Source organism: Granulicella mallensis, from assembly GCF_014203225.1.
Taxonomy (GTDB): domain Bacteria; phylum Acidobacteriota; class Terriglobia; order Terriglobales; family Acidobacteriaceae; genus Granulicella; species Granulicella mallensis_A.
Genome location: NZ_JACHIO010000001.1, coordinates 400,544 through 426,635, shown reverse-complemented (window position 1 = coordinate 426,635; position 26,092 = coordinate 400,544). Strand labels below are relative to the sequence as shown.

Below are 26,092 nucleotides of genomic sequence, written 5' to 3'. Positions count from 1 at the left end.
GGGCGGCCTTTTCTATTGGGTGCGTGGCACCATGCGCTTGTGGTATTTCTAGGAGCCGCAGCCCCAATACAGCAACCTGGAGAAAGAATCATGAAGCAGGCAAAGGGAACGTTTGAGGTGAAGATCGCTCCTGCCGAGGCGTCGGCTATCGGAAAAGAGGCCAGAGTCGGACGGATGACGATCGACAAGGTGTTTTCGGGAGAGCTGGAAGGCACCAGCAAGGGCGAGATGCTGACCGGGATCACGGAGAGCACGGGAGCGATGGCCTACGTCGCTATTGAACGGGTCACAGGCAGGCTTGACGGTCGGGCTGGGAGCTTCGTTCTGATGCACAATGCCACGATGAACAAGAATGATCCGAAGTCGAGTCATCTGCAGGTTGTCGTGGTGCCGGAGTCGGGGACGGAAGGTCTCAGCGGATTGAGTGGGACGCTGGCGATCACGATAGAGGCGGGTAAGCATTCTTACAATTTTGAGTATGAGTTGGTGTAGGTGTGGGTTGTTTTTGGTGTGCTTGCTTTGTTTTGCCTTTGCTTTTCTTGTTGTCATTCCGAGCGCAGCGAGGAACCTGCTGTCTCCCGCTTTTTGCCGATCATGGCTACAAGCGCTGTGCGTCCATTTAACCAATCCCAGGTTTAGTTCACGTGGTTCTGGGGAATACGACCGAAGAACGGGAGACAGCAGGTTCCTCGCTGCGCTCGGAATGACAACCAGAAAAGCAAAGGCAACAGTTAGCGGCGGGGTTGAAGCCCCGCCCTTTCAAAATAAAAACTTCGTTACGGCCTGCTATCGTCCCATCCAGCCGCCGTCAACGGTGAGGACGGTTCCCGTTACGTAGTCGCTGGCCGCTGAGGAGAGGAAGAGCGCCGCGCCTGCGAGGTCCTGCGGCTTGCCCCAGCGGGCGGCGGGGATGCGTTCGAGGATCTGGCGATTGCGTGTCTCGTCGGCCTGCAGGGCTTCAGTGTTGGTCGTAGAGAAGTAGCCGGGGGCGATGGCGTTCACCTGGATTCCCTTGGGGGCCCACTCGTTGGCCAGGGCCTTGGTGAGTTGGGCGACGCCGCCTTTGGAGGCCGCGTAGGCCGGAACGCGGATGCCGCCCTGGAAGCTCAGCAGTGACGCGATGTTGACGATCTTCCCTGCGGCTTCGCGCGAGATCATGTCGCGGGCGACGAACTGCGAGAGCTGGAAGACGCTGGTGAGATTGACCTGCAGGACGTGCTGCCAGTCTTCAAGCAAGGTGTCTTCGGCGGCGTTGCGATGGATCGTTCCGGCGTTGTTGACGAGGATGTCGACGCGTCCAAAGCGCTCTTTGACCGCACCGAAGAGAGACTCCGCACCGCTGGTCGAGGAGAGGTCGGCCTGGAAGGCTGCGGCTTTGTTGCCGATGGCCGTAGCGGTCTCGGTGGCGGGCCTGCGATTGCCGTGCACGGCAACCTCGGCTCCGGCCTGTGCGAGTGCCGTGGCAATGGCTGCACCGAGGCCGCTGGCGGCTCCGGTGACGAGCGCGACTTTGCCGTCGAGGCGAAAGAGATCGAGGATGGTCGGAGCGGTGGCGGAGATAGACATGATGAAGAAACTCTACGCGGAGTGACACACGAAGAGCAAAGGGTGGAGGCAATGCCCGAGGCGGACATTTTTATGCTGCCGAAAAATTATTCTCCGTGCAGTCATCCGGTTGTATAAAGCTGACGAGTCTATGCGCTCTTGCGTATGCTGTTGGACAGGTTTGTTGAACTGCGATACCGGAGGCTTGAGATGAAGGACCTGTTGTGTAGGTGGGGACGGCCTGCGCGGAGACTGGCGGCACTGGCGTTCATAGGATCGGCGGCTGTGATGAGCGCACAGTCGGCGATTCAGACGCAGCCTGAGGCATTGAACTTCGATGTGCTTGCGCAGCAGGGCAAGGCCCTTCTGGAGCAGGCGAAGGCAGGCAACGGAAGCGCCAGTATTACGCTGGCGAACTACAACGGCCACTACACGATGCTGTCGGCCCGTACCCAGAGCGGCGGCGGCGAGCTGCATAAGCACTTTGCCGATTTCCTGATCGTGATCGATGGTGAGGGCACGGAGTTGACCGGCGGCACGATGGTCGATGGCAAGGAAGGTCCAAACGGCGAGGTGCGGGGAACGCGGCTGGAAGGCGCGACGCCCCATGTGCTGCACAAGGGCGACTTCATTCACATTCCGGCAGGTACGCCGCATCAGGCGATTGAAGCTCCGGGGCAGACGATTACGACTTATGTGATCAAGGTTGAAGCGCGGGGTGAGGGTGAGGTGGCGAAAGCTCTGGCGGCACCTCCACCACCTCCACTGCCTGCGAAGAAGTAACGTCCATATGCAATAGACAACGGTATGCAATCACAGCGCGCAATCAAGGCGCGTTATTCTTAGAGCCACAGACAAGAGGAGATTTACGATGAAGTTGCTGCAAATGGCAGATCCAGTTCGCTACAGCCGCATGACGACGCCGGAGCTGCGCGAGACCTTTTTACTCGAAGGCATGTTTCGCCCTGGTGGGCTCGATCTTGCGTATGTCGATCTCGACCGCACGGTGATCGGCTCGGCTGTGCCCACGACGTCCGCTTTGCACCTGGAGACGCAGCCGGAGTTGCGGGCTGAGTTCTTCTGCGAACGGCGCGAGCTGGGCGTGCTCAACGTCGGTGGTTCGGGTTCGGTCACGGTGGATGGAGAGACCTTCGAGTTGGGCAAGCTCGATTGCCTTTACATCGGGCGCGGAAGCAAGGTGATCAGCTTTTCCAGTGAGGATGCGGAGAAGCCCGCCGCGTTCTACCTGTTGAGCTATCCGGCCCATGCGGAGTTTCCGACGAAGATGGTGCGCTTCCAGGACCTCGAAGGGCTGAAGCTCGGCGCGGTGGAGACCTGTAACAAGCGCACGATCTACAAGGCGATCTATAAAGAGGGTCTGCGTAGCTGCCAGCTCGTGATGGGCTTCACGCTGCTGGATGAAGGCTCGAACTGGAATACGATGCCGCCGCACACGCATATGCGTCGCAGCGAGGTCTACCTGTACTTCGATGTCGATCCCGCGCACCGCGTGCTGCACCTGATGGGGCCGCCGCAGGAGACACGGCATCTCTTCATCGGCGACCGTGAGGTTGCGGTCTCTCCGGGCTGGAGCGTTCATGCGGGCGTAGGCACCAAGAGCTATGGCTTCTGCTGGGGCATGGGTGGCGAGAACCAGGCGTACGACGACATGGATGCCGTGGCCATTGCGGAGTTGAAGTGAATCAGCGAATCAGCGAGTCAGCGAGTCAGCTAGTCAGTGATTTGGTGCAGGGCCATGGCGGTTTGATCCTGCGCGATCCTGTGCTTTGTGAGTGGGACCTGGTTTCGCTGGGCGAGGTGATGCTGCGCTTCGATCCGGGCGAGGGGCGTATTGTGGGCTCGCGGAACTTTCGTGTGTGGGAGGGTGGCGGCGAGTACAACGTGGCACGTGGAGCGCGCCGCTGCTTCGATCTGCGTACCGCTATCGTTACGGCGCTTGTGGACAATCCCGTGGGCCGGCTCGTCGAAGATCTGATGCTGCAGGGCGGCGTTGACCTGCAGCATGTGCTGTGGCGGGATTTCGACGGCGTCGGACGCGAGGCGCGCAACGGGATTTATTTCCTGGAGCGCGGGTTTGGCGTGCGTGGCGGTCTGGGCATGATGGACCGTGGCAACACGGCGATTTCGCAGATGAAGCCCGGCGATGTGGACTGGGACGAGATCTTTCAGGATGAGGGTGCGCAGTGGTTTCACACCGGCGGCGTTATGGCTGCGTTGAGTGAAGACTCTACCGAGGTGGTGCGCGAGGCGATGGCTGCGGCGAAACGCCATGGCACGATCGTGAGCTTCGACTGCAACTATCGGCCTTCGCTTTGGAAATCACGTGGCGGCAGACAGGGTTCTATCGATGTAAATCGATCGCTGATGCCGCTGGTCGATGTTTTATTCGGCCACGAAGGCGATATCGCGGCGACGCTTGGCGAGGCCTCCCAGGGGCCGGTGTGGCACACGCTGGACAGCTTTCGTGCCATGGCAGGCCGCGTGACGGCGGAGTTTGAAAACCTCAAGGTGATCGCCAGTACAGTGCGGCGTCCGCATACGGCGAACCGCAATGGTTGGAGCGCCTTTGGCTATGCGGAGGGCGAGGCCTATGAGGGCCTGCGCTTCGATGACCTAGAGATCCTGGATCGCGTTGGCGGGGGCGATTCGTTTGCCTCTGGGTTGATCTATGGCCTGCTGCAAGGTAAGGGGATGCGCCACGCCCTGGACTGCGGGATTGCGCATGGAGCGCTCGCAATGACGACCGCGGGTGACTCGTCGATGGCTACGCTGCCGGAGGTGGAACGATTGATGGCGGGTGGTTCGGCGGGGACGGTTCGGTAAGGCGCTGAGAGTTGTTGGGGTGTTTTGAGCTACGAGCTATGAGTAGTTGAGCTATGAGGGGATAAAGATGAGCTTGAGCAAGAGTGAAGTGTTGCAGGAGATACGCAGGATCGGGCTGCTTCCCGTATTGCGTGCGGAGAGTGAAGATCAGGCGCTGGCATTAGCCGAGGCCATTGCGGCAGGTGGCGTCACCGTGCTCGAAGTGACGATGACCGTGCCCGGTGCAGTGCGGGTGATGGCGAGGCTCACGAAAGAACGCCCTGACATCCTCATCGGCGCGGGGACGGTGCTCGACCCAGAGACCGCGCGTATCTGCATGCTGGAAGGCGCGCAGTTTGTCGTAAGCCCTGCGCTCAACGTGAAGACGGTGGAGATTTGCCAGCGCTACTCTGTCGCGGTGTTGCCGGGAGCTCTCACGCCGACCGAGGTGGTGACGGCCTGGCAGTGCGGCGCGGATATCATCAAGGTTTTTCCGGCGAATGCGCTGGGCGGAGCGAAGTATCTGAAGAGTCTGAAGGCTCCTCTGCCGCAGATTGAGTTGATTCCTACGGGCGGCGTCTCGCTGGCGACGGCCCATGAGTTTCTCGAGGCTGGGGCGTTTGCGCTTGGTGTCGGAGCGGACCTCGTGGACACGAAGGCGATTGCCGCTGGGCAGCCGGAGACGATTACCGAGAATGCACGGAAGTATCTCGAGATCGTGAAGCGCTTTCATCACCGCGCTTCAGCGGCCTGAGCAGGGAAACCCGTGTGTCCGTAGCTGTTCCGCGATTTCCGGCGGAGGCTGGGCATCGCAGAGTGCCTGGGCGGCGAGTTTTGCGTCCTGTGCGCCGGAGAGGACGCGCTGCAACAGCCAATCCGTAGCTTCGGGCAGGCGGGTGGAGGCGATGGCTGTCAGCAGCGTTGCGCGGAAGTCACGGTTGAACGTCGCGTCGTGAGCGGTCTGCAGGAGCGCGACGGCCTGGGGTGAGCGATGCTCGGCCAGGACGAAGGCGGCTTCGGCGGAGAGATCGTCTCCGAGTGCAAGAAAGCCTGCGACCCAGGGCAGAGCGGACTCTCCGTCGAGGCGAAGAACTCCACCAATGCAGGCTCCGATCAACTCCGGGGCGTCGCTGCCAAGCTCCGCGCGCAGCCGCAACATCAGGGCTGCGGCATCGGAGCCTATCTGTTCGACGGCGCGAGCGGCGTTGACGCGAACGGGCAGCTCTTCATCGCGAAAGAGCGGGGCGAGATGCCGCAGCAGGGTTGAGGAAGAGATCTCGCGGCACTGCACCAGGGCAAGCGCGCAGGCGCCGCGCAAAGGGCCTGCACTGTCGGAGGGGCCACCCCAGGTGGGTTCCGGCTGGTGATGTCTCATGCCTGCGAGAAAGAGTTCGACATCCTGATGCCCAAACGCGGCGAGTGCTTTGCCGATCTCATTCTTGGCCCAGCACTGCGGATCGGTCTTGGCGGGGTTGCCGGCCGCCGGCATGAAGCGGTAGAAGGCCTCGGCGAGAACTTCTGTGAGGACCGTCAGGTGGAGGCCTCCCGCATGCTTGGCTGCACGCGAGACGATCAGGTTGCTGCGATGGTTGAGGGCCTTGCGAAGCAGCGGCAGGGCTTCGTCCGGCGGGAGCTCGGCGGCAGCGTTCACCGCGTCGAGCTCGGCGTCGAAGTTTCGCGCGGCAGTCATGGTCAGTAGAGCGGAACGGTGGGATCGATGGAGCGCGACCAGGCGTTGATGCCGCCTGCAACCGACTGTGCCTTGTCGAAGCCCTGCTGGCGCAGCCAGGCGGCGACCGAGAGCGAGCGGGCTCCGTGGTGGCAGAGGACGAGGATGTGCTGCTCTTCGTCGAGCTCCTGGTGGGCGCGGGAGGGGACTTCGTTCATCGGCATCAGCGTGCTGCCTGCGATGCTGGCGGTGTTGAACTCCCATTGTTCACGCACGTCGAGGAGCAGCGGCGGCGTGGCGGAGGAGAGTTGTTGCTTGAGTTGGTCGACGGTGATTTCGAGATCCATGTCTTCAGGATATAGCTATTCGTCGTTGATTTCGACGAAGGACTTAAGCCGGGAGAGTGTCTGGTTCCATCGTTCAGAGACTAGATCCAGATATCGTTTGAGTTCGTCGAGGGGCTCCGGATTGAATGCAAAGAGACTTTCGCGGCCCGCGCGCGTGCTGTGCACGATGCGCACGCGCTCCAGGATGCGCAGGTGTTTCGTGACGGCCTGACGCGTTAGCTTAGAACCTTCGGTGAGCTGAGCGATCGACTGTCTCTGCCCGTCAGAGAGCCTGATGAGCAGAGACAGTCTCGTCTCGTCGCCGAGTGCGGCAAAGATCTGTGCCTTGGCTTGCGGCTTATGACTAGAGAGCCTGGGCGACATAGGTCTCGATGTTCTTGAGTTGCTGGGTCCAGCCGGAGTCGTTCATTCGGAAGGCGTCTGCGAAGCGTTCGCGGGGAATGTGCTCGAAACCAGACTCTGTGACGGTGAGTGCTGTGCCGGTCAGGGTCTTCGCGAGCTTGAACTCGACGAGGGTGGGTGTTTCTTTCGAGTAGTCCACGTTCGGATCGATGGCATAGGGGTGCCAGGTAAAAGAGAAGAGGTGCTCTGGCTCTATCTTTTGCACGACGACCTCCATGAGGAGGTGCTCGTAGCCGGGCCAGGTGATGTAGCCGCGAGCGGTCTCACCGGGAACGAAGGGGCCTTCGAGATTGAGGCGGAACCATTCTCCGAACTGGCGGTAGTCGGTGAGGGCCTGCCAGACGCGTGAGAGTGGAGCCTTCAGTTCGATATGCTTTTCGATGCGATTGTCCATAGGGCAACCTCCTGGTTGCATATTATGGGGAGACAAGCAAAAGAGCAACCTTTCGGTTGCTCTTTTTCGGTGCTCTCGATTTGTCGTTAGGCGTTCGCACCGTGGCACTTCTTGTACTTCTTGCCGGAGCCGCAGAAGCATTCGTCGTTGCGGCCGATCTTCTCACCCGAGCGCCGTGGGGCTGCGGTATTGGTGGTTGCCCCGCCAACGTTGCGAGCAGCGTCGAGGTCGCGCTGCTTCTTGCGCTCGAACTCACGCTCCAGCGCGTCGATGGTGGTTGATGGCGGGCGGGTGGGAACGGCGGGCGGTGGCGTTGCAGGCTGCGAGGGCGGCAGGCCGATCTCGTCCGCGATCGAGCGCTGCTGTGGCAGGGACGGAGGCGCGGGCTGTGCCGACTGCAGCGCGGCGAGCTGTTCGGCTGTCTCGATCGGGGTACCATCGGGAGCGAGGATCTGCATGCGGAAGAGATGACGTGCCGTGTCTTCCTGGAAGCGCAGCATCATCGTCTCGAACATCTCGAAGGATTCCTTCTTGTAGGCCACCAGCGGGTCCTGCTGCGCGTAGCCGCGCATGCCGATGCCTTCCTTCAACTGGTCCATCGAGAGCAGGTGTTCTTTCCAGAGACCGTCGAGCACGCTGAGCATGACGATGCGCTCGTGATAGCGCATGTTGGGCTCGCCGAGGATCTTCTCCTTCACGTCGTAACGCTCGCGCAGCTTGTCGAAGATGGTATCTCCAAACTCGTGGCGGTTGAGCTGTGTCGGATCGATGACGCCTTCGAAGTTGGCGCCGAAGATGTCGTAGATCTGGGTGAAGATCTGCTCGACGTTCCACTGGTCCGGGTGGGCCTTTTCAGGAGCAAACTCTTCGAGGATGCCCGACAGGATCGTCGAGACATAATCCTCGGTGATGAGCTGTTTCTGCTCGGTGCCTTCCATGAGCTGGCGGCGCAGGCCGTAGACGGCTTCGCGCTGCTTGTTCATGACGTCGTCGTATTCGAGCACGTGTTTACGTGACTCGAAGTTCTGCGATTCGACGGCCTTCTGCGCGGATTCGATGCGCTTGGAGATCATGCGGCTTTCAATCGGAACGCCTTCTTCCATGCCCAGCGATTGCAGCAGCGTGCCGACCCACTCGCGCGCGAAGATGCGCATGAGGTCATCTTCGAGGGAGAGGAAGAAGCGCGAGGAGCCGGGATCGCCCTGACGTCCGGCGCGGCCGCGGAGCTGGTTGTCGACTCGCCGCGATTCATGGCGCTCAGTGCCCAGGATGTGCAGGCCGCCCGCTTCGATGACGGCATCGTGCTCGACCTTGGTGGCGGCGGAGTGCGAGGCGATGATATCGTCCCACTGCTGCTGCGAGGTCTCGAACTCCTGGGACTGGTAGTAGAAGCGCACAAACCCAGGGGCCGCAACAGGCTGGATGGAGCCTTCGGCGGCGGAGACGGCGCGAGCCAGATTGCGCTTCACGAGGTCCTGGCGGGCCATGAACTCGGAGTTACCGCCGAGCAGGATATCCGTTCCGCGGCCGGCCATGTTGGTGGCGATGGTTACCATGCCGAGCCGTCCGGCCTGCGCGACGATCTCGGCTTCCTTTTCGTGGAACTTGGCGTTCAGCACGACGTGGCGCACGCCCTTGCGCTTCAGGATGTCGGAGAGCAGCTCGGACTTCTCAATGCTGGTCGTGCCCACGAGCACAGGCTGCTTCTGCGCATGCAGGCGTTCGATCTCGTCCGCGACGGCGAAGTACTTTTCCTTCGCGGTGCGGTAGACAACGTCCGAGTTCTCGATGCGGAGCATCTGCCGGTTCGTCGGGATGACGACGATCTCGAGCTTGTAGATGCTTTCGAACTCGGAGGCTTCCGTCTCGGCGGTGCCGGTCATTCCGGAGAGCTTCTTGTACAGGCGGAAGTAGTTCTGGAAGGTGATGGTGGCGAGCGTCTGGTCTTCCTTGCGGATGACCACGCCTTCCTTGGCTTCGACGGCCTGGTGCAGGCCATCGGACCAGCGGCGGCCGGGCATCAGGCGGCCGGTGAACTCGTCGACGATGATGACTTCGCCGTCCTTGACTACGTATTCCACGTCGCGCCGATAGAGAGCGTGCGCCTTGATGGCGACCTCGATGTGGTGCTTCATGTCCCAGTTTTCGGGGTCGGCGATGTTGCCGATGCCGAGGAGAGCTTCGATCTTCTCCCAGCCTTCGTCGGTGACGGTGACGGCGCGTGCCTTTTCGTCGACCACGTAATCGCCCGACCAGATCTTGGTTTCGAGCGACTCAATCAGTTCGCCTGCCTCGATCTTGGGGATGATGGTGTTGGCGATGGCGTATTTGTCGGTGGTTTTGTCGGTGGGACCGGAGATGATGAGCGGGGTACGCGCCTCATCGATGAGGATGGAGTCGACCTCGTCGACGATGCAGTAGTAGTTGCCGCGCTGGACCTGCTCGCTGATCTCGAACTTCATGTTGTCGCGCAGGTAGTCGAAGCCAAACTCGTTGTTGGTGCCGTAGGTGATGTCCGAGGCGTAGGCTTCGCGGCGCTGGCGGTCGTCGAGGTCATGCACGATGACACCGACGGAGAGGCCGAGGAAGCCGTAGATCTTGCCCATCCACTCGGCATCGCGTTTGGCGAGATAGTCGTTGACCGTGACGACGTGCACGCCGTGGCCGGCGAGTGCATTCAGATAGCAGGGAAGCGTCGCGACGAGGGTCTTGCCTTCGCCGGTCTTCATCTCGGCAATCTTGCCGGAGTGCAGCACCATGCCGCCGATCATCTGGACGTCGAAGTGGCGCATGCCGACGACGCGGCGTCCGGCCTCGCGCACGACGGCGAAGGCTTCGGGCATGATCTCGTCGAGCGCGGCCTTTTCGGCGGCGGTGATCTCGTCGGCGTCGGTCAGGCCTTCGATGGCCTTGGCGATGCGGGCTCTGAATTCAAGGGTCTTGGCCTGGAGTTCGGCGTCCGAGAGGACCTTGATGGACTCATCGAAACCGTTGATCTGCGCGAGTACCGGGAGCATGCGCTTTACGGCACGTTCGTTGCTGGTACCAAAGACTTTGGCGAGTACAGTGTTGATCAAAGCGGGTGTCCTTTTTGCGTGGGCGCCGGGTGGAAACACGGGCACAGAGGATCGCAATCTCTAGTTTGTGTGGAACAGATGGGCTGAGCCAAGTGGCGGCCTGCACGGAATGCGCTGGGGAGAAGGGGCCTAAAGGCTGAAGCCGGTGACGGCCTGAAGCTCTGTGCAATGGGCAGAGGGAGGACGCATGGTCCAGACAGCACGGTGCTGGACGAGCGATGCGACAGGAAGATCGAACCGGAGGGCGTCCTTGCTGCCTGAGTTGAGCTCCGCCCAGGCGTCGACTCCGGCGTAGTCCTGCGCCAGCAGGACGCCTATATAGTGGACGCCGCTACGGAGGTCGCCCTCGCGCAGAACCGATCCTTCTGCCGCGCCGAGAGAGGCGAGCAGCAGCAGGACGCTGGCGAGATGGAGGGCGCGAAGTCGCATTAATTGGATTTTAGACGAAAGAGGGCGCCTCGGATGTAAATACACGTCCAAGGGCTTGGCTACCAGCTAGGGCTTGAGGTAGCCGACGAGGGAGACATGGCTCGCACGGAGGGCATCGGCTACGGACTGGGCGTTCTTTTCAGCTCCCTCAGGGCTGGTGTGGGTGTGGTCGATGGGAAAGAGCAGGGCGGTCTTTTCCTGTCCCAGGGCCTCCAACCGGTCGGCTTCCAGGGTAGCCATGTCGATGACGGGGATGTGCTCCTGGTCGGCGATCTGGCGGATGAAGGTGGTATAGCCCATGTCGCGCTCGACGTGCCCATCTTTCCAGATGTTGCGGATGGTAAGGGTAAGGATCATGGGCTGGACGCTCTTGGCTTTGGCTTCATCGATCATCTTGCGCATGTACCAGCCATAGGTGTGGACGGTTTCAACCTGACCGGCGAGCGGGCCGGTGGTTTGGGGGACGTCCTTGGTTTCGTCGCCGATGCCCTTCAGGGTGCCGCGCGGTTTGGCTCCGCCGAGGTCGCCGCCATCGTTGTGGCCCATCTGCAGGAGGAGGAAGTCGCCGGGCTTCATCTCGCTGAGAACCTTGATCCAGCGGCCTTCATTGATGTACGTGCGGGAGGAGCGTCCGGCTACGGCGCGGTTGGCGACGTTGATGCGGGAGGTGTCGAAGAGGGGTCCAACGTGGTCGCCCCAGCCGAGGTTGGCTCCGTTGCGAGCGGTGGAGTCTCCGACGATGAAGACGGTGGGCAGCTTCGGGTTGAGCGCAGCGTCGGTGGGGAGATTGGTCTGCGGGGGAGCGTCGGGGGTAGCGGGCACGCTTTGCTGCGCCGGGGCCAGCGATCCAAAGCCAAAGGCAAGCACGGCAGGAAGTACCAGGCGGCGGAGAGCAAGGGCTCGATTCATGGGTGAAATAGTATCACCATGGAATTGCCATCATGTCTCCGCCTGCCTTGAGAGCTATGGCGGTATAGACGTTTTAGTCTTTGTTGTGAAAGAGAGCGTTGTTGATGTCCGGCCAGAACTCTTTGAGGACGAAGGTGGCTGCGTCGATGCCGATGCTTGTGCCCCATTGGGTGCCGGTGTTGCCCAGGCCGCGCTCCCGGCTGGGATAGTAGAGGTTGGAGAGACCGGCTCCGGCGCCCGCTCCCACAACTTCACCAGCGTTGAAGACCTCTTTGCCGGAGTCCGAGCGGGTGATGACGGTGCGGCTCAGGGCATAGCCGGTGCGCTTGAGAAAGCCTCCGTGGCCCAGCGTGTAGTAACGGGTGTCTTCGTGGGTGGCGGCGGGGACGATGAACTCCACCATGTAGTTTTCGACGGTCTGGTCCACGAGGGAGTGCCAGAAGTAGCGGCCATAAGCAACTCCGCCGTGGCCGAACTCGGGCGTGGCGTTGCGGGCCAGATTGAAGCCTGCGAGCCCTGCCGGTACGACGATGGCGGAGTAGTCGAAGGTGTCCTGGCTCGCGGTTATGAACTTATCTTTGACCGTTTGCGGCGGCAGATGCTGATCTGCGCTTACGGCACGGAAGTTTGGGATGATGCCGAGAATGCGCTTCGTCTGCTTCCCGGAGGAGTCGTCGGACTGGGATGTCGGGATCTGGGGTGTCGGGGCATCGATGAGGGCGGGTGACACTGGAGGATCGCCTGCCCCGTTCGAGGAGCTGTAGGAGACGTTGGCCACCGGTGCTGCAGGAAGATTGGGGGTATCAGACGCCGCAAGCTGCTGCGCACAGAGTTCACCGGTGCAAAGTAATCCGAGGAGAAGAGCGATTGAGACTGTGTGGCGCGGCGTGATCTTCGTCATGCTTCCTTCTGGGTTGGCTGATTCTGAGATGAGTTTTGCAGGATTGAGCTGCTTCGTAATTTATAGCGCTGTAGTTGTTATAGATGGAGAAGTGCCCATCAAAGATGTAAAGAGATCGTAATTCCCTTCGCGGCAGGTTGGAGGCGAGAGATAGACGGACTATTCTGGGGGCATCGGTGTATCGTGCCGGAGCGGTTTTGAGGAGTGTTTTGATGAGCGGCAAGGCAGTGGAGTTTGCAAAGGACAATGGCGCACGGTTTGTTGAGGAGTTGAAGGCGCTGTTGCGCATTCCGTCGATTTCAACCACTCCGGAGCGTGCGGGCGATGTGCGCAAGGCGGCGGAGTTCGTTGCCGAGGGCCTGCGTGCGGCTGGCATGGAGAACGTCCGGCTGATCGAGACGACCACGGCGACTCACCAGGGACATCCGCTGGTCTATGCCGACTGGTTGCATTCTCCCGGGAAGCCGACGGTGCTCTGCTATGGGCACTACGATGTCCAGCCTCCCGATCCGCTCGATGAGTGGAAGTCGCCGCCGTTTGAGCCGGAAGAGCGCGATGGCAATATCTACGCGCGGGGCGCGGTCGATGACAAGGGCCAGATGTGGATGCATGTGAAGGCGCTCGAGTCTCTTCTAAAGGCCGAAGGCAAGCTGCCGGTCAACATCAAGGTGATCGTCGAAGGCGAAGAAGAGGTTGGCGGAGAGGGCATTGCGGCCTTTGTGCGGGAGCATGGGGATGTGCTCAAAGCCGACGCCGCGCTGGTGAGCGACACGGAGATGTTTGCGCCTGAGTTGCCGACGTTATGCGTCGGTCTGCGCGGCATGATCTATACGGAGCTCGAGGTTCGCGGCGCCGCGACCGATCTTCATTCCGGCATGTACGGGGGCGCGGCTCCGAACCCGTTCGTTGCGCTGGCGCAGATCATTGCGAAGCTGAAGGATGAGACCGGACACATCGCTATTCCCGGCTTCTATGACGGCATCGAGGCTCCTACTGCGGATGAGCTGAAGGCCTGGAAGTCATTGCCGTTTGATGAAGAGCACTATCGCAAGACAGAGGTGGGCTCGACGGAACTGACGGGCGAGCCGGACTTCAGCGTCCTGGAACGGACGTGGTCGCGTCCGACGATGGATGTTCACGGCATGCCCGGAGGCTTTACCGGAGCGGGCGCGAAGACTGTGATTCCGGCAAAAGCGCTGGCGAAGATCAGCTTCCGTCTGGTGCCGGGAATGACTCCCGAGGCCACGTTCGAGAAGTACAGGAAGTTCGTCGAAGGGATCGTCCCGAAGGGAACCCAGGTGACGGTACGGATGATTCACTCCGGTGAGCCGATCGTGGTGAGCACGGACAACGACTACATCCGCGCCGCAAAAGAGGCGATGGGCGAGGTCTTCGGCAAGGAGACGGTGTTTGTACGTGGCGGCGGGTCGATCCCGATTGTCGGAGACTTCGTACGCGAGCTGGGAATTCCTACGGTGATGATGGGGTTCGGGCTGCCGGACGATAATCTTCATGCGCCGAACGAGAAGTTTCACCTGGCCAACTTTCATCGCGGGATCGAGTCGATCGTGCGGTTCTTTGGGCTGGTTGGTGGGGCTTAGGCCTTCGAGTTGCGAGATTCGAGAGACGAGATTCGAGAGGGCGACACAAAGCTGCCTGTGCATGGATTCGTGCTGGCCGGAGGAAAGAGCCTGCGCATGGGGCAGGACAAGGCGCTGCTGCCGTTCTGCGGCCGTCCGATGGTCGAGATTGCGGTGGAGAAGCTGCGGGAGTTTTGTGTCGACGTAAGCATCGCGGGGAATCGTGAGGATCTGGCGGGGTATGCGCCGGTGGTGCGGGAGACCTGGAAGAGCGCAGGCCCTGCGGCTGGAATCGAGGCGGGGCTTGCTGCGTCACGGCAGGAATGGGCCTTGTTTATTCCGGTGGATGTGCCGTTGGTGCCTGCTGAAATGCTTCGACGATGGGTCCAGAGACGTCTTCGCTCAAACCCAAGGCTGTTCGGCGGAGCCTATCTGGAAGCGAATTGGGTCAGCCAGCCGACGTTCTGTTTTCTGCCGCGCGATAGCCGAATGCAGCTTTCAAGCGCGCTTGCTGGGGGCGAGCGGAAGCTCGAAACCATCTTGCAGGGAATCAAGCCTTCCGGTATCGGATGGATTGGCCCGGAGAATGCCGCATCCTATGCTCCCGCTCCCCCCCCCACTGCATTGCAAATGGAGTTCTGGTTCTCGAATGTGAATACGCCACAGGAATTGGCTGAAGCCGAGATCTGGGCCCAGCATCGAACTGCATAAAGCCGAATGGGATACTAGCTGGGAGGGAGAGCCATGACTGACGACCACGAGGCCAAGCTGCTGCCGGATGAAGAAGTGTCCCTGACCGCGGAGGTTTCGGCGGACGTTGCTCCTGTGGTCGAGGAGTTCATGGCCGAGTCGGCGCAGGCTAACGAGGAGGAGGCTGAAGCCATTGCGAATGATTCGAATATCGAGGCTGACGCGGGGATTGCCGGTGCGGAGTTCTTAAACTCCACCCAGGTCGGCCCGTACATCTCCTTTGAGCACGTCTGTAAGTCGTTTGGCGACTTCGTTGTGCTGGAAGATGTGAGCTTTTTCGTCAATCCGGGGGAGACGCTCTGTATTTTGGGCCGAAGCGGCGTCGGCAAGTCGGTTTCTTTGCAGATCCTGATGGGTTTCCTCAAGCCGGACCAGGGGACGGTGCTGGTCGCCGGGCAGGATATCTCGGGTCTCTCCGAGCGGGAGATGCAGGAGGTCCGGCGCAAGGTCACGATGGTCTTCCAGAACGGTGCGTTATTCGACTCCATCTCCGTGGGGGAAAATGTGGCTTTTCCCCTGCGCGAGCGCAGGACCATGGAGGAGGACCAGATCCGGCAGGTGGTCAAGGGTTTGCTGGAGATGGTGGGGGTTGCCGGCATGGAAGACCTGCTGCCTTCGGACCTTTCCACCGGTATGAAGCGGTCGGTGGCGATTGCGAGGGCACTCGCGGCTCAGCCGTCGGCCGTCCTGTACGACGAACCGACCACCATGGTCGATCCCCTGATGGCTCATCTTTTGGGAGACCTGATCCAACGTTTAAAAGTGCAGCTGCATCTCACGAGTATTGTGGTCACCCATGATATGCGTTTCGCTCAGAAGTTGGCTGATCGCGTTGTCTTCCTGCACGAAGGCAAGGCGCATTTCTTCGGGACGATGGAGGAGATGCGCTCCAGTAAGGATCCTGTACTTCAAGAATTCCTTGCCTTGGATGCCCTGATTCTGCCAAACTAGGGTTAACAATCATTCACCCTTCGGGGTTCAACGTTTTTGAAATGATGTTGTTACGGGTACGGGCTTGTTAATGTTTTCGAACGCCGTTCAACCGTTGCCCATAGAGTATGGGACACTTCCTAAAGATATATAACAAACACCGTTCCTCGGTGTGGGGCCATTTACGGTAGCTCAAGATGACGACACCTGACTATCTCCAACAGATAGTGATTTCCGGTAGGCACGGGAGGCATGGTGCCTCTGCGGCTGGGACTGCGGGAACTTTATCGCAACCGGCGTTGACCAGTATCGTTTGGGCTTCTTTTGACTTTTTGACCGCTATGTTTGCCGGTTTCATCGCCTTCCGGCTCCGGTTTATCCCTGAAAGCCCTATTCCTGCCGATAGAGTTCTGGCCCACCTGGTGCCGGCGCGACCGGCTGTCTCGTTTATGTTCCTCGCGCTCTTCGGCCTCTACCTGGTGATCTTCGCGCGGATTTACGGGCTGTATGGTCTGGCTCAAAACCACAGCGGCCTGCACGAGCAGCGGATGACCGTCCAGGCGACCCTGACCGCCGGCCTGCTTCTTTGCGGCAACCTGTACGTGATGCACGGGTACGCCATCTCGCGTGTCATGGTGCTCCTGACGGTTGTGATCACGATGGTGCTGGTGATGGTTCGCCGTGCCGTGATGCGCAAGCTGCGAGAGCGCCGCTACCTGCAGGGGCTGGAGACGCGCAATGTCCTGATCGTGGGGGATGGACGCGTCGGGCATGCGCTGCGCAATCACCTGGAAGCTCTTCGCCATATGGGCTTCCGTTTCATGGGTTTCATCTCGCTTGCCCCGAGGGGCGATGATCGGGTTGCCCCCGATGTGATCGGCGACGTCAGCAACTGTGTGGCACTGGCCAGGTCGTTATTCGTCGACGAGATTTACTTCTCGACCCCTGCCGATAAGCAGACCGTCATGGCTGTTGTGGAAGAGGCGCGCTCGCAGGGAATTGATGTGCGCGTTGTGCCCGATCTGTATGACGGCCTCGCCTGGAACGCACGGGTGGAGTACATCGGACAGTTTCCGACGATCCCCTTGCATCGGCGTGACTTCCCACGTGGGGCCTTCCTGCTGAAGCGGGTTCTGGATGTCGTGCTGTCGGTCATCATTCTTGCGATTGCCTCACCTTTGATGATTGCGATCGCCATCGCTGTGCGGCTCGATTCCAAGGGACCGTTCTTCTATCGCGCCCAGCGTATTGGCCGCAAGGGACGGACTTTCACCTGCTACAAGTTCCGCACGATGGTGGTCAATGCCGACCGGCTGCGTGAGAACCTGGCGCATCTGAACGAACGCGAGGGCGTGCTCTTCAAGATCAGCAACGATCCGCGCATCACCAAGATTGGCGTCATCCTGCGGAAGTACTCGCTGGACGAGCTTCCCCAGCTCTTCAATGTGCTGATTGGCGACATGAGCCTGGTCGGCCCGCGGCCGCCGATTGCTGCCGAGGTCGAGCAGTACGAGCTCTCTCATCTGCGCCGTCTGGATGTATTGCCGGGGATGACCGGGCTGTGGCAGGTGGAAGCCCGTCAGGACCCCTCGTTCGACAGCTATATCTCGCTCGACACGGCCTATGTCGAGAACTGGAACCTGTTGTTGGATCTGCGCATCCTGGCACGGACGATCAGTGTCGTTGTGGGCGGCACAGGCTCCTGAGGAACCCCGGGCCGCGATAGACTGATTCTGTGCGGATTGCCCTGGCCCAAATCAACCCGACTGTCGGAGACTTCTCCGGCAATTTGCAGAAGATTCGTGAGTTTACGGAGCGCGCCGTTGCGGAACGCGCCGACCTCGTGATTTTTCCGGAACTCGCGATCTGCGGATATCCACCCGCGGATCTCCTTGAAAAGGAATCGTTCGTCAAACGCGCCGAGGCATCGCTGGCGGAGGTTGCCGCGTTGACCAAGGGGGAAGGGCGTCCAGCCATCCTCTGCGGGACGGCATTGTCCGTTGCACAGCCTACCGGCAAGCATGTGCGCAACGTCGCGGCGCTGCTGGAGGCGGGAGAGATCCGGTGCCTGCAGCAGAAGATGCTGCTCCCGTTCTACGACGTCTTCGATGAGCAGCGTTATTTTGAGCCTGCGACCCATCAATCCCTCGCCGTGGTCAAAGGTCAGGCTGTGGCGCTCACGGTATGCGAGGACGCCTGGAACGACAAGGTGTTCTGGCCGCGCCGCAATTATTCTGTCGACCCTGTTGAAGAGCTGATGAAGCAGTGGGCTGTGCTGCCGCAACCGTTGGGAGGGCAGCGGCTGATCCTGAATATCTCGGCTTCTCCTTACTGGCATGGCAAAGTTGAGGTCCGGCAGCGGATGATCGGCGCGCTGGCGAAGCGGCACCATGCGACGGTCGTGCTGGTGAACCAGGTAGGGGCTAACGATAGCCTGGTCTTCGATGGAAACTCGTTTGTCGCCGGGCCTGACGGGGAGATCGTGGCGCAGGCGCGTGGGTTTGCCGAAGACCTTGTGATCTTCGATACGGACAGCGCTCCGGCCGTTTCCGCAGGGATAGCTCCTGTGCCGGAGACGGACGCCGCAACCCAGACGGCGCTTACCTGGCAGGCGCTGGTGCTCGGAACACGCGATTATGTGCGCAAGTGTGGCTTCAAGAAGGCGATCCTGGGACTGAGCGGGGGAATCGATTCGGCGCTGGTCGCGGCGATTGCCGTAGAGGCTCTCGGTGCGGAGAACGTGCAGGGAATCGGCATGCCGAGCGAGTTCTCGTCCACCGGCTCGGTCAGCGATGCCGAGAAATTGGCGCAGAACCTGGGGATTCCGTTCTCGGTCGTGCCCGTGCGCGAGATCTATACGCAGTTCTCTGACTCGCTGCAGCCGTTTTTTGCCGGTACCCCGTTTGGCTTGGCGGAGGAGAATCTGCAGCCGCGCATTCGCGGCAGCCTGCTGATGGCGCTCTCGAACAAGACCGGAGCGCTGGTGCTGACGACCGGCAACAAGAGTGAGATGGCGACCGGCTATTGCACGCTTTATGGCGATATGGTTGGTGCGCTTGCGGTGATCGGCGACGTGTACAAGACCGAGGTCTACGCGCTGAGCCATTACGCCAACCGTGAGCGTGAGATCATCCCGGAAGACACCTTGACCAAGCCTCCCTCGGCGGAGTTGCGGCCGGGGCAGAAGGATACCGACTCTCTGCCGCCTTACGAGGTGCTCGATCCGATCCTGAGGGCATACATTGAGGACTATGTCTCGGCCGAAGAGATTGCGGCAACGCAGGGTGTTGATGCGAACCTGGTGCGCTCGGTGATCCAGTTGGTGGAGCGCAGTGAGTACAAACGGCAGCAGGCTGCGCCGGTGCTCAAGGTCTCCAAGAAGTCCTTTGGCATGGGGAGACGCTTTCCCATCGCCGCAAAACGCGAAGTCTGAAGTTCAACCGGGGTCTAATGGTTCAAACAGGCCCTAATGGAAAAGCTCGACAAAATCTGAAAGAAATAAACGGCTGAGGCGGAGACCGCTGAAGCCAGGAGACGGAAAGACGTGAAGAACAGCACCCTCGCAACGGCAGCCGGTCTGGCGCTGCTGACAATCGCAGTACCGATGTTCGCGCAGGCGCCGGGCACACCCAAGCTTAGTCCCGCAACGCAGGCTGCAGAGCCCCAGGCTCCCAAGCCGCAGAACGCCGTGCCGCCTGCCAATCCGTTTCCTCCGGTAAATCCGAAGAACTTTACGGCAACCACCCCCACTGCCGATGAGGTTAACAGCTTCCTGAAGGCGATCTGGGGTTACGACGAGAATCGCATCTGGAGCGTTGCCGCAATCCTTGCGACGCCGGCCCCTGGTGTCAGCAAGGTCGTCGTCTTTGTGTCGGATAAGTCGCAGCCGGGCAAAGGCACGCAGACTGTCTTCTTCACCACGCCGGACGGCAAGCACGCGATCGCCGATAACGTGATCGACTTCGGTGCGACGCCGTTTGCCGCAACACGGAAGATTCTGCAGGATCGTGTCGATGGCCCCGCTCGCGGAGCTGCGGGCAAAGAGCTTTTGCTCGTAGAGTTTGCCGATCTGCAGTGCCCGCACTGCAAGGAGGTCCAGGCAACGATGGACAACATCGCGCAGGACTTCCCCCAGGCGCGCATCGTGTTTGAGAACTATCCCCTCAGCGAGATTCATCCCTACGCGTTCCGCGCGGCGGCTGAAGGCGAGTGCGTACGCAAGGCCAAGGGCGATAGCGCGTTCTTTACCTATGCACAGACCGTCTTCGACATGCAGGACGGGCTGACTCCTGAGCGTGCTGATGCCACGTTGAGCGCTGCTGTCACGAAGGCTGGCGGAGATCCTGCGGCGGCGGCTGCCTGCGCGGAGACTCCGGCGATCAAGGATGCCGTCAAGGCCTCCCAGAAGCTGGGTACGGATGTTGGTGTCGACCAGACGCCGATTCTTGCGGTGAACGGTCATCTGCTTCCTGTTGCGGGCATCCCGTACGAGACGCTGAAGAAGATCATTGCGCATCAGGCTGGGCTGGACGGGGTCGTCGTGCACCTGCAGCCTACGCTTTCGACCTTGAAGTAGAGAGCCTGGAAACCCCGTTCTCGACGCGCGGTTTGCGCGGCGGGGATGGGGTTTTTGCTTTTAACAGGCATAAGTCGTCTTTGCTTTTCTGGTTGTCATTCCGACCCTGAGCGCAGATGAAGGGGAGCGAACCTGCTGTCTCCCGTTCTTTGTTCGTATCGCCCGGAAACATATAAGTCAGAACTGAAGCGTCATTTACGCCGGAACGTAATCTTTGTGACATCAACGGCAAAAAAGCGGGAGACAGCAGGTTCGCTACGCTCGGAAGGACAACCAGAAAAACAACAACAAGAGCAGAAGCAGATTCCCTTCGGGAATGATAGCCAGAAAGGCAACAGCAAGTGCCTCCGGACCCGTGTCTTGTGAATGATTGCTTTTGCCTGTAAGCCCTTACTCACAGGGCTGCCAGCGCCAAATGTCATCCTGCCGTAAACTAAGAGTAATGTGCGGTATTGTTGGTGTCTTTGGGCACAATCCGGTTAGTCAGGTTATCTTCGATTCTCTGTCCATGCTGCAACACCGTGGGCAGGATGCTGCGGGTATTGCTACCTATTTTGATGAGCGTTTCTATCTCGAAAAGGGCAATGGCCTGATTACCGAGGTCTTCGATGCCGGCAATATGGCCCGGCTTCTGGGAAACATCGGCATTGGTCATGTGCGGTATCCGACCGCCGGTTGTGCGTCGGTGGCCGAGGCCCAGCCCTTTTATGTGAATTCGCCGTACGGCATCGTCTTTGCGCATAACGGCAATCTCACCAATGTCGCCGATATCGTTCAGAGCCTGTTCGAAACGGACATGCGCCATCTGAACACAAGCTCCGACTCCGAGGTGATGCTGAACGTCTTCGCCCACGCCATGGCGCGGCGTGGCGCGGTGAAGCCCAATGAGTTCGACATCTTTGCCGCCGTGGAAGAGGTACACCGCCGATGTAAGGGTGGCTACGCCGTCGTTGCGATGATCGCGGGCGTTGGCATGGTGGCATTTCGCGATCTGAACGGCATTCGGCCGCTGGTCTTCGGCACCCGCCAGGAAGGCGGCAAGACCGAGTACATGATCGCTTCGGAGAGTGTGGCTCTCCAGGTCAGCGGCTTCAAGCTGGAGCATGACCTTGCCCCCGGCGAAGTGATCTTTATCGACCACAATGGCGAACTCTTTAACCATGTGAGTTTGCAGGCACACGAGAAAGCTCCCTGCCTGTTCGAGTACGTGTACCTGGCACGGCCCGATTCCACGATGGATGGCGCTTCGGTGTATCAGTGCCGCATCAACATGGGCATCAAGCTGGCAGAGAAGATCAAGCGCGAGTGGTCGCATCTACCGATCGACGTCATCATCCCGATCCCCTCGACCAGCCGCATTGCGGCGCAGGAGATCGCAACGCGGCTCAATATCCCTTACCGTGATGCCTTTGTGCGGAACCGCTATGTCGGACGCACCTTCATCATGCCGGGGCAGGCGCAGCGCAAGCAGTCGATTCGCCGCAAGCTGAACCCGATTCCGCAGGCATTTCAAGGCAAGAACGTGATGCTGGTGGACGATTCCATTGTGCGCGGAACGACGATCCGCGAGATCGTCGCGATGACCCGCGAGCAGGGCGCCAAGAATGTTTATGTCTGCTCGGCTGCACCGCCGGTGCGCTATCCCAACGTCTACGGCATCGATATGCCGGCACGCTCCGAGCTGGTAGCTACCGGCAAGACCGTGCAGCAGTTGGCGAAAGACATTGGCGCCGATGAGCTTATCTTCCAGGATCTGGAAGACCTGAAGGATTCGATCACCGAAGCTGCGCCCGATCTGACGCACTTCGATACCTCGGTCTTCGATGGAAATTATGTGACGGGAGACGTCACAGAAGAGTATCTTGCCACACTTGAAAAACAACGTAACGACGCCGCTAAACATACAGAAGATGTCGCCAGCCACATCACCAGAAACCTCTCTTCCCGACTCTAGCCGCCAGGCCTCGGTGCGTCTGCTGCCCGGTCCGGGGGCACTGACGCTGTTCGAGGCCGAACGGCTCGCAGAGCGCCTGCGCGCGCTCGACGCGGGGGTGTCGGCGGTCACGGCGTCGTATCTCTACATGCTGCTCGTTCGCGAGGGCGAGATCGACGAGGCTCGGCTTGCCGAGCTGCTGGGGCCGGGCGATGAGACTCGTTCCGGGGCGAGCGTCTGGATTGCTCCGCGCATGGGAACGCAGTCGCCGTGGTCGAGCAAGGCCACCGATATCCTGCACAATACGGGCTTCGGCAATATCGAGCGGATCGAACGCGCGCGTGTGGTGCATATTGCCGGCGCCCACGACGTGCAGGCGCTGGCCGGTGCGCTGCACGATCGCATGACGGAGAGCGTCTTCTTCAAGAGTGCCGAAGAGTTGCAGGCACTGTTTGCGCCACGGCAGCAGAAGCAACTGGCGCATATCGATGTGCTGGGACAGGGCGCTGTAGCGATTGCGGCAGCGGATCGCGAGCTTGGCCTGTCATTGGCTGCGGATGAGATCGATTATCTCGTTGCAGAGTTCAAAAAGCTGGGCCGCAACCCGACCGACGTTGAGCTGTACATGTTCGCGCAGGCGAACAGCGAGCACTGCCGCCACAAGATCTTCAATGCGACCTGGACCGTCGACGGCGTGAAGCAGCCGCGCTCGCTGTTCCAGATGATTCGCAATACGAATGAGGTCTCCGGCGATAACGTACTCTCGGCCTATCGCGACAATGCCGCGGTGATTCGCGGGTCGCGGGGCGGCCGCTTCTTCCCCGAGCCAACAGGGAATGCGTATGGCTATCACGACGAAGACATTCACATCCTGCTGAAGGTTGAGACACACAACCATCCGACGGCGATCTCGCCGTGGCCGGGTGCTGCGACTGGCTCGGGCGGTGAGATTCGTGATGAGGGTGCAACAGGGCGTGGCGCAAAGCCGAAGGCCGGGTTGAGTGGATTTACGGTCTCGAATCTCAACCTACCACAGGCCCCGCAGCCGTGGGAGCAGCCGTTTGGCCGTCCCGCGCATATCGCGTCGCCGCTGGACATCATGATCGAAGGACCTCTGGGTGCAGCGGCCTTCAACGATGAGTTTGGCCGGCCTAATCTGTGCGGCTACTTCAGGACGTTTGAGCAGAGGAATAACGAGAGCGTCGGTCAGGCCTGGGGATATCACAAGCCGATCATGCTCGCGGGCGGACTGGGCAATATTCGCGCGGAGCACGTCGAAAAGGGTGCGATGAAGCCCGGCTATGCGCTGGTGGTTCTCGGCGGCCCGGCGATGTTGATCGGCCTCGGCGGTGGAGCGGCTTCGAGCAGTGCGGGGAACGGCAATACGGAGCTGGATTTTGCCTCGGTGCAGCGCGACAACGCGGAGATGGAGCGCCGCGCGCAGGAGGTCATCGACCGCTGCTGGCAGTATGGCGAGGGCAATCCAATTGCGTTTATCCACGATGTCGGCGCGGGCGGTCTGTCGAATGCCTTCCCGGAGTTGATCAAGGATGGCGGCTGCGGCGGCACGTTCGACCTGAATGCGATTCCGCGCGGCGAGGCGGGCTTGAGCCCGCTGGAGACCTGGTGCAACGAAGCGCAGGAGCGCTATGTGCTGGCGATTGCGCCGGAGAACCTGGCGGCCTTTGAAGCGATCTGTGTGCGTGAGCGCTGCCCGTTTGGAGTCATCGGTTATGCGGAGCAGGAACCGCACCTGACGCTGAGCGATGGAGCGGAGAAGCCTATCGACCTGCCCTTGCAGGTGCTCTTCGGCAAGCCGCCGAAGATGGAACGCGCATTTACCCGCACGGACTTGAAGGCAACACCGCTGGAGCTTTCGGGCGTGACGGTCGAGGCTGCGGTGGAGCGCCTGTTGCGTCTGCCTGCGATTGCATCGAAGTCGTTCCTGATTACGATTGGCGATCGCAGCGTCGGCGGCATGGTGGTGCAGGACCAGATGGTTGGCCCGTGGCAGGTTCCGGTGGCTGACTGTGCTGTGACGATCACTTCTTACGACACGACGACCGGTGAGGCGATGGCCGTGGGCGAGCGTACGCCGCTGGCGGTGATCGATGCCGCGGCTTCGGCGCGCATGGCGGTAGGTGAGGTCATCACCAACATGGCAGGCGCGGCCATCGACAAGCTTTCGGACATCAAGCTTTCAGCCAACTGGATGGCGGCTGCAGGGCAGGGGAACGAAGATCAGAAGCTCTTCGACGCGGTGCATGCTGTCGGCATGGAGTTCTGCCCTGCGCTGGGGATGACGATTCCCGTGGGCAAGGACTCGATGTCGATGAAGACGAAGTGGCGCGAGGGCGAGGCGGAGAAGTCCGTGGTGTCGCCGCTGTCGCTGATCGTCTCGGGCTTTGCGCCAGTGAGCGATGTGCGCCGGACGCTGACGCCGCAGTTGCAGACGGGCGATGCCACGCTGATCCTGATCGATCTTGCCGCAGGCTGGAATCGTCTGGGTGGGTCGTGTCTTGCACAGGTATACGGCCAGGTGGGCGATGAGACACCCGATGCGCCGCAACCCTCAGTGCTCAAGGCCTTCTTTGAGGCGATCCAGAAGCTCAACAGCGAGCAGAAGCTGCTGGCGTATCACGACCGCAGCGATGGCGGCCTCTTCGTCACGCTGGTGGAGATGGCCTTTGCCGGGCACATGGGGCTGGCGATCGATCTTGCTCAGGCCGATCTCGGTGCCTTGTTCAGTGAAGAGCTCGGGGCTGTGATTCAGGTTGCCAGTGCTGATGCTTCTGCCGTGCTCGACTCTCTGACGGATGCGGGACTTGCCGCGCAGGCGATTGGTCATGGCGTTGCCGGGAACGAGATTGTGTTCCGCCATGACGGACAGGTGGTCTATCGCAACACGCGCACCGCGCTGCAGAAGATGTGGGCGGAGACGAGCTTTCATATTCAATCGCTGCGGGACAATCCGGAGTGCGCCGCTCAGGAGTTTGCGCTGCTTGACGATGCGGAGCGTCCAGGGCTGTCGGTGAGTGTGCCGTTTGAACTGGCAGAGCGTGTCAGCGCGCCGTTCTTCCATAGCGAGCGACCTCGGGTGGCGATTCTGCGCGAGCAGGGCGTGAACGGGCAGGTGGAGATGGCAGCGGCCTTCGACCGCGCTGGCTTTACTGCGGTCGATGTGCACATGAGCGATCTGCTGGCCGGTCGCGCGGAGTTGAAGGATTTCAGCGGCCTTGCAGCTTGTGGCGGGTTCTCCTACGGCGATGTGCTGGGAGCGGGAAGCGGCTGGGCGAAGACGATTCTGTTCAACGATCGTCTGAAGGATCAGTTCACGGACTTCTTCCATCGCGAGGATACTTTCTCGCTGGGCGTCTGCAATGGCTGCCAGATGATGGCGCAACTGCGCGATATTATTCCGGGGGCGTCGGACTGGCCGCACTTCGAGCGCAATGTGTCCGCACGCTTTGAGGCGCGGGTCTCCATGGTCGAGATTCAGGACACGCCTTCGCTGTTCTTCAGCGGCATGGTGGGGTCGAAGATTCCTATCGTGGTGGCACATGGCGAGGGCTATGCTGGCTCGGGCGGGGATTTAACAGCCCTGCGTTACATCGACACCTATGGCGCTGTGACGGAGAGCTATCCGCTGAACCCCAACGGTTCGGCGCAGGGTGTCGCAGGATTGAGCAGCGCCGATGGCCGCGCGCTGATCCTGATGCCTCATCCCGAGCGCGTCGCGCTGGGGCTGCAGCACTCCTGGACACGGAAATTGCGGCATAGTCCCTGGCAACGTATGTTTGACAATGCTCGTCGATGGGTTCGGTAGT

Annotated in this window: 22 protein-coding genes; 13 read left to right on the top strand and 9 right to left on the bottom strand. The window is 60.6% G+C overall.

Annotation, left to right across the window (positions count from 1 at the left end):
- The first annotated feature begins 90 nt into the window (after positions 1–90).
- Complete coding sequence (locus HDF15_RS01575; protein ID WP_184252511.1) at positions 91–492, top strand: DUF3224 domain-containing protein; 402 nt, start codon at positions 91–93, stop codon at positions 490–492.
- Between the two features lie 294 nt (positions 493–786).
- Here HDF15_RS01575 and HDF15_RS01570 read toward each other — a convergent pair whose 3' ends face one another.
- The gene (locus HDF15_RS01570; protein WP_221314225.1) at positions 787–1,566 is read right to left on the bottom strand and encodes a glucose 1-dehydrogenase; all 780 of its coding nucleotides are present in this window, start codon (positions 1,564–1,566) and stop codon (positions 787–789) included.
- Between the two features lie 189 nt (positions 1,567–1,755).
- Here HDF15_RS01570 and HDF15_RS01565 point away from each other — a divergent pair, with 189 nt between their 5' ends.
- From HDF15_RS01565 to HDF15_RS01550, 4 genes are all read left to right on the top strand, one after another.
- On the top strand, positions 1,756–2,328 hold the full coding sequence (locus HDF15_RS01565) for a hypothetical protein (protein WP_184252510.1): 573 nt from the start codon (positions 1,756–1,758) through the stop codon (positions 2,326–2,328).
- A gap of 88 nt (positions 2,329–2,416) precedes the next feature.
- Positions 2,417–3,247 carry a 5-dehydro-4-deoxy-D-glucuronate isomerase gene (kduI, locus tag HDF15_RS01560; RefSeq protein WP_014266822.1) on the top strand — a complete coding sequence of 277 codons (831 nt, stop codon included), beginning with the start codon at positions 2,417–2,419 and terminating at the stop codon, positions 3,245–3,247.
- Positions 3,244–4,389 (top strand): sugar kinase, encoded by a 1,146-nt coding sequence (locus HDF15_RS01555; protein ID WP_311733011.1) that lies wholly within the window; start codon positions 3,244–3,246, stop codon positions 4,387–4,389. The genes kduI and HDF15_RS01555 overlap by 4 nt, the downstream gene beginning before the upstream one ends.
- Before the next feature lie 67 nt (positions 4,390–4,456).
- On the top strand, positions 4,457–5,122 hold the full coding sequence (locus HDF15_RS01550; protein ID WP_014266820.1) for a bifunctional 4-hydroxy-2-oxoglutarate aldolase/2-dehydro-3-deoxy-phosphogluconate aldolase: 666 nt from the start codon (positions 4,457–4,459) through the stop codon (positions 5,120–5,122).
- On the opposite strand, the gene HDF15_RS01545 is transcribed toward HDF15_RS01550, so the two are convergent.
- From HDF15_RS01545 to HDF15_RS01510, 8 genes are all read right to left on the bottom strand, one after another.
- Positions 5,111–6,058, bottom strand: coding sequence for a hypothetical protein (locus tag HDF15_RS01545; protein ID WP_184252509.1), 948 nt, complete (start codon positions 6,056–6,058; stop codon positions 5,111–5,113). The genes HDF15_RS01550 and HDF15_RS01545 overlap by 12 nt on opposite strands.
- Positions 6,059–6,060: 2 nt before the next feature.
- Positions 6,061–6,384 carry a rhodanese-like domain-containing protein gene (locus tag HDF15_RS01540; protein ID WP_014266818.1) on the bottom strand — a complete coding sequence of 108 codons (324 nt, stop codon included), beginning with the start codon at positions 6,382–6,384 and terminating at the stop codon, positions 6,061–6,063.
- Positions 6,385–6,399: 15 nt separating this feature from the next.
- Positions 6,400–6,747, bottom strand: a complete 348-nt coding sequence (locus tag HDF15_RS01535; protein WP_184252508.1) for a helix-turn-helix transcriptional regulator — start codon at positions 6,745–6,747, stop codon at positions 6,400–6,402.
- On the bottom strand, positions 6,728–7,180 hold the full coding sequence (locus HDF15_RS01530; RefSeq protein WP_184252507.1) for an SRPBCC family protein: 453 nt from the start codon (positions 7,178–7,180) through the stop codon (positions 6,728–6,730). Before HDF15_RS01530 ends, HDF15_RS01535 begins: the two co-directional genes overlap by 20 nt.
- A gap of 86 nt (positions 7,181–7,266) precedes the next feature.
- The gene (gene secA, locus HDF15_RS01525; RefSeq protein ID WP_184252506.1) at positions 7,267–10,257 is read right to left on the bottom strand and encodes a preprotein translocase subunit SecA; all 2,991 of its coding nucleotides are present in this window, start codon (positions 10,255–10,257) and stop codon (positions 7,267–7,269) included.
- Positions 10,258–10,386: 129 nt separating this feature from the next.
- Positions 10,387–10,686: a hypothetical protein gene (locus HDF15_RS01520; RefSeq protein WP_184252505.1), complete on the bottom strand. Its 300-nt coding sequence runs from the start codon at positions 10,684–10,686 to the stop codon at positions 10,387–10,389.
- Positions 10,687–10,752: 66 nt separating this feature from the next.
- Complete coding sequence (locus HDF15_RS01515; RefSeq protein ID WP_184252504.1) at positions 10,753–11,595, bottom strand: rhamnogalacturonan acetylesterase; 843 nt, start codon at positions 11,593–11,595, stop codon at positions 10,753–10,755.
- A gap of 73 nt (positions 11,596–11,668) precedes the next feature.
- Positions 11,669–12,496 carry a hypothetical protein gene (locus HDF15_RS01510; protein ID WP_184252503.1) on the bottom strand — a complete coding sequence of 276 codons (828 nt, stop codon included), beginning with the start codon at positions 12,494–12,496 and terminating at the stop codon, positions 11,669–11,671.
- A 212-nt stretch (positions 12,497–12,708) separates the two neighbouring features.
- On the opposite strand from HDF15_RS01510, the gene HDF15_RS01505 reads away from it, so the two are divergent.
- From HDF15_RS01505 to purL, 8 genes are all read left to right on the top strand, one after another.
- A complete protein-coding gene (locus tag HDF15_RS01505) occupies positions 12,709–14,097 on the top strand; it encodes a dipeptidase (protein WP_184252502.1) in 1,389 nt (462 codons plus the stop codon).
- Between the two features lie 9 nt (positions 14,098–14,106).
- Complete coding sequence (locus HDF15_RS01500) at positions 14,107–14,787, top strand: molybdenum cofactor guanylyltransferase (RefSeq protein WP_184252501.1); 681 nt, start codon at positions 14,107–14,109, stop codon at positions 14,785–14,787.
- 33 nt (positions 14,788–14,820) lie between these two features.
- A complete protein-coding gene (locus HDF15_RS01495) occupies positions 14,821–15,777 on the top strand; it encodes an ABC transporter ATP-binding protein (RefSeq protein ID WP_184252500.1) in 957 nt (318 codons plus the stop codon).
- 278 nt (positions 15,778–16,055) lie between these two features.
- Positions 16,056–17,462, top strand: a complete 1,407-nt coding sequence (locus HDF15_RS01490; RefSeq protein WP_260330762.1) for a sugar transferase — start codon at positions 16,056–16,058, stop codon at positions 17,460–17,462.
- Positions 17,463–17,491: 29 nt separating this feature from the next.
- Positions 17,492–19,189, top strand: coding sequence for an NAD+ synthase (locus HDF15_RS01485; protein ID WP_184252498.1), 1,698 nt, complete (start codon positions 17,492–17,494; stop codon positions 19,187–19,189).
- A gap of 111 nt (positions 19,190–19,300) precedes the next feature.
- Positions 19,301–20,332, top strand: a complete 1,032-nt coding sequence (locus tag HDF15_RS01480; RefSeq protein ID WP_184252497.1) for a thioredoxin domain-containing protein — start codon at positions 19,301–19,303, stop codon at positions 20,330–20,332.
- A gap of 442 nt (positions 20,333–20,774) precedes the next feature.
- On the top strand, positions 20,775–22,286 hold the full coding sequence (gene purF / locus HDF15_RS01475; RefSeq protein ID WP_184252496.1) for an amidophosphoribosyltransferase: 1,512 nt from the start codon (positions 20,775–20,777) through the stop codon (positions 22,284–22,286).
- A complete protein-coding gene (purL, locus tag HDF15_RS01470; protein WP_260330760.1) occupies positions 22,195–26,091 on the top strand; it encodes a phosphoribosylformylglycinamidine synthase in 3,897 nt (1,298 codons plus the stop codon). The genes purF and purL overlap by 92 nt, the downstream gene beginning before the upstream one ends.
- Position 26,092 lies beyond the last annotated feature (1 nt).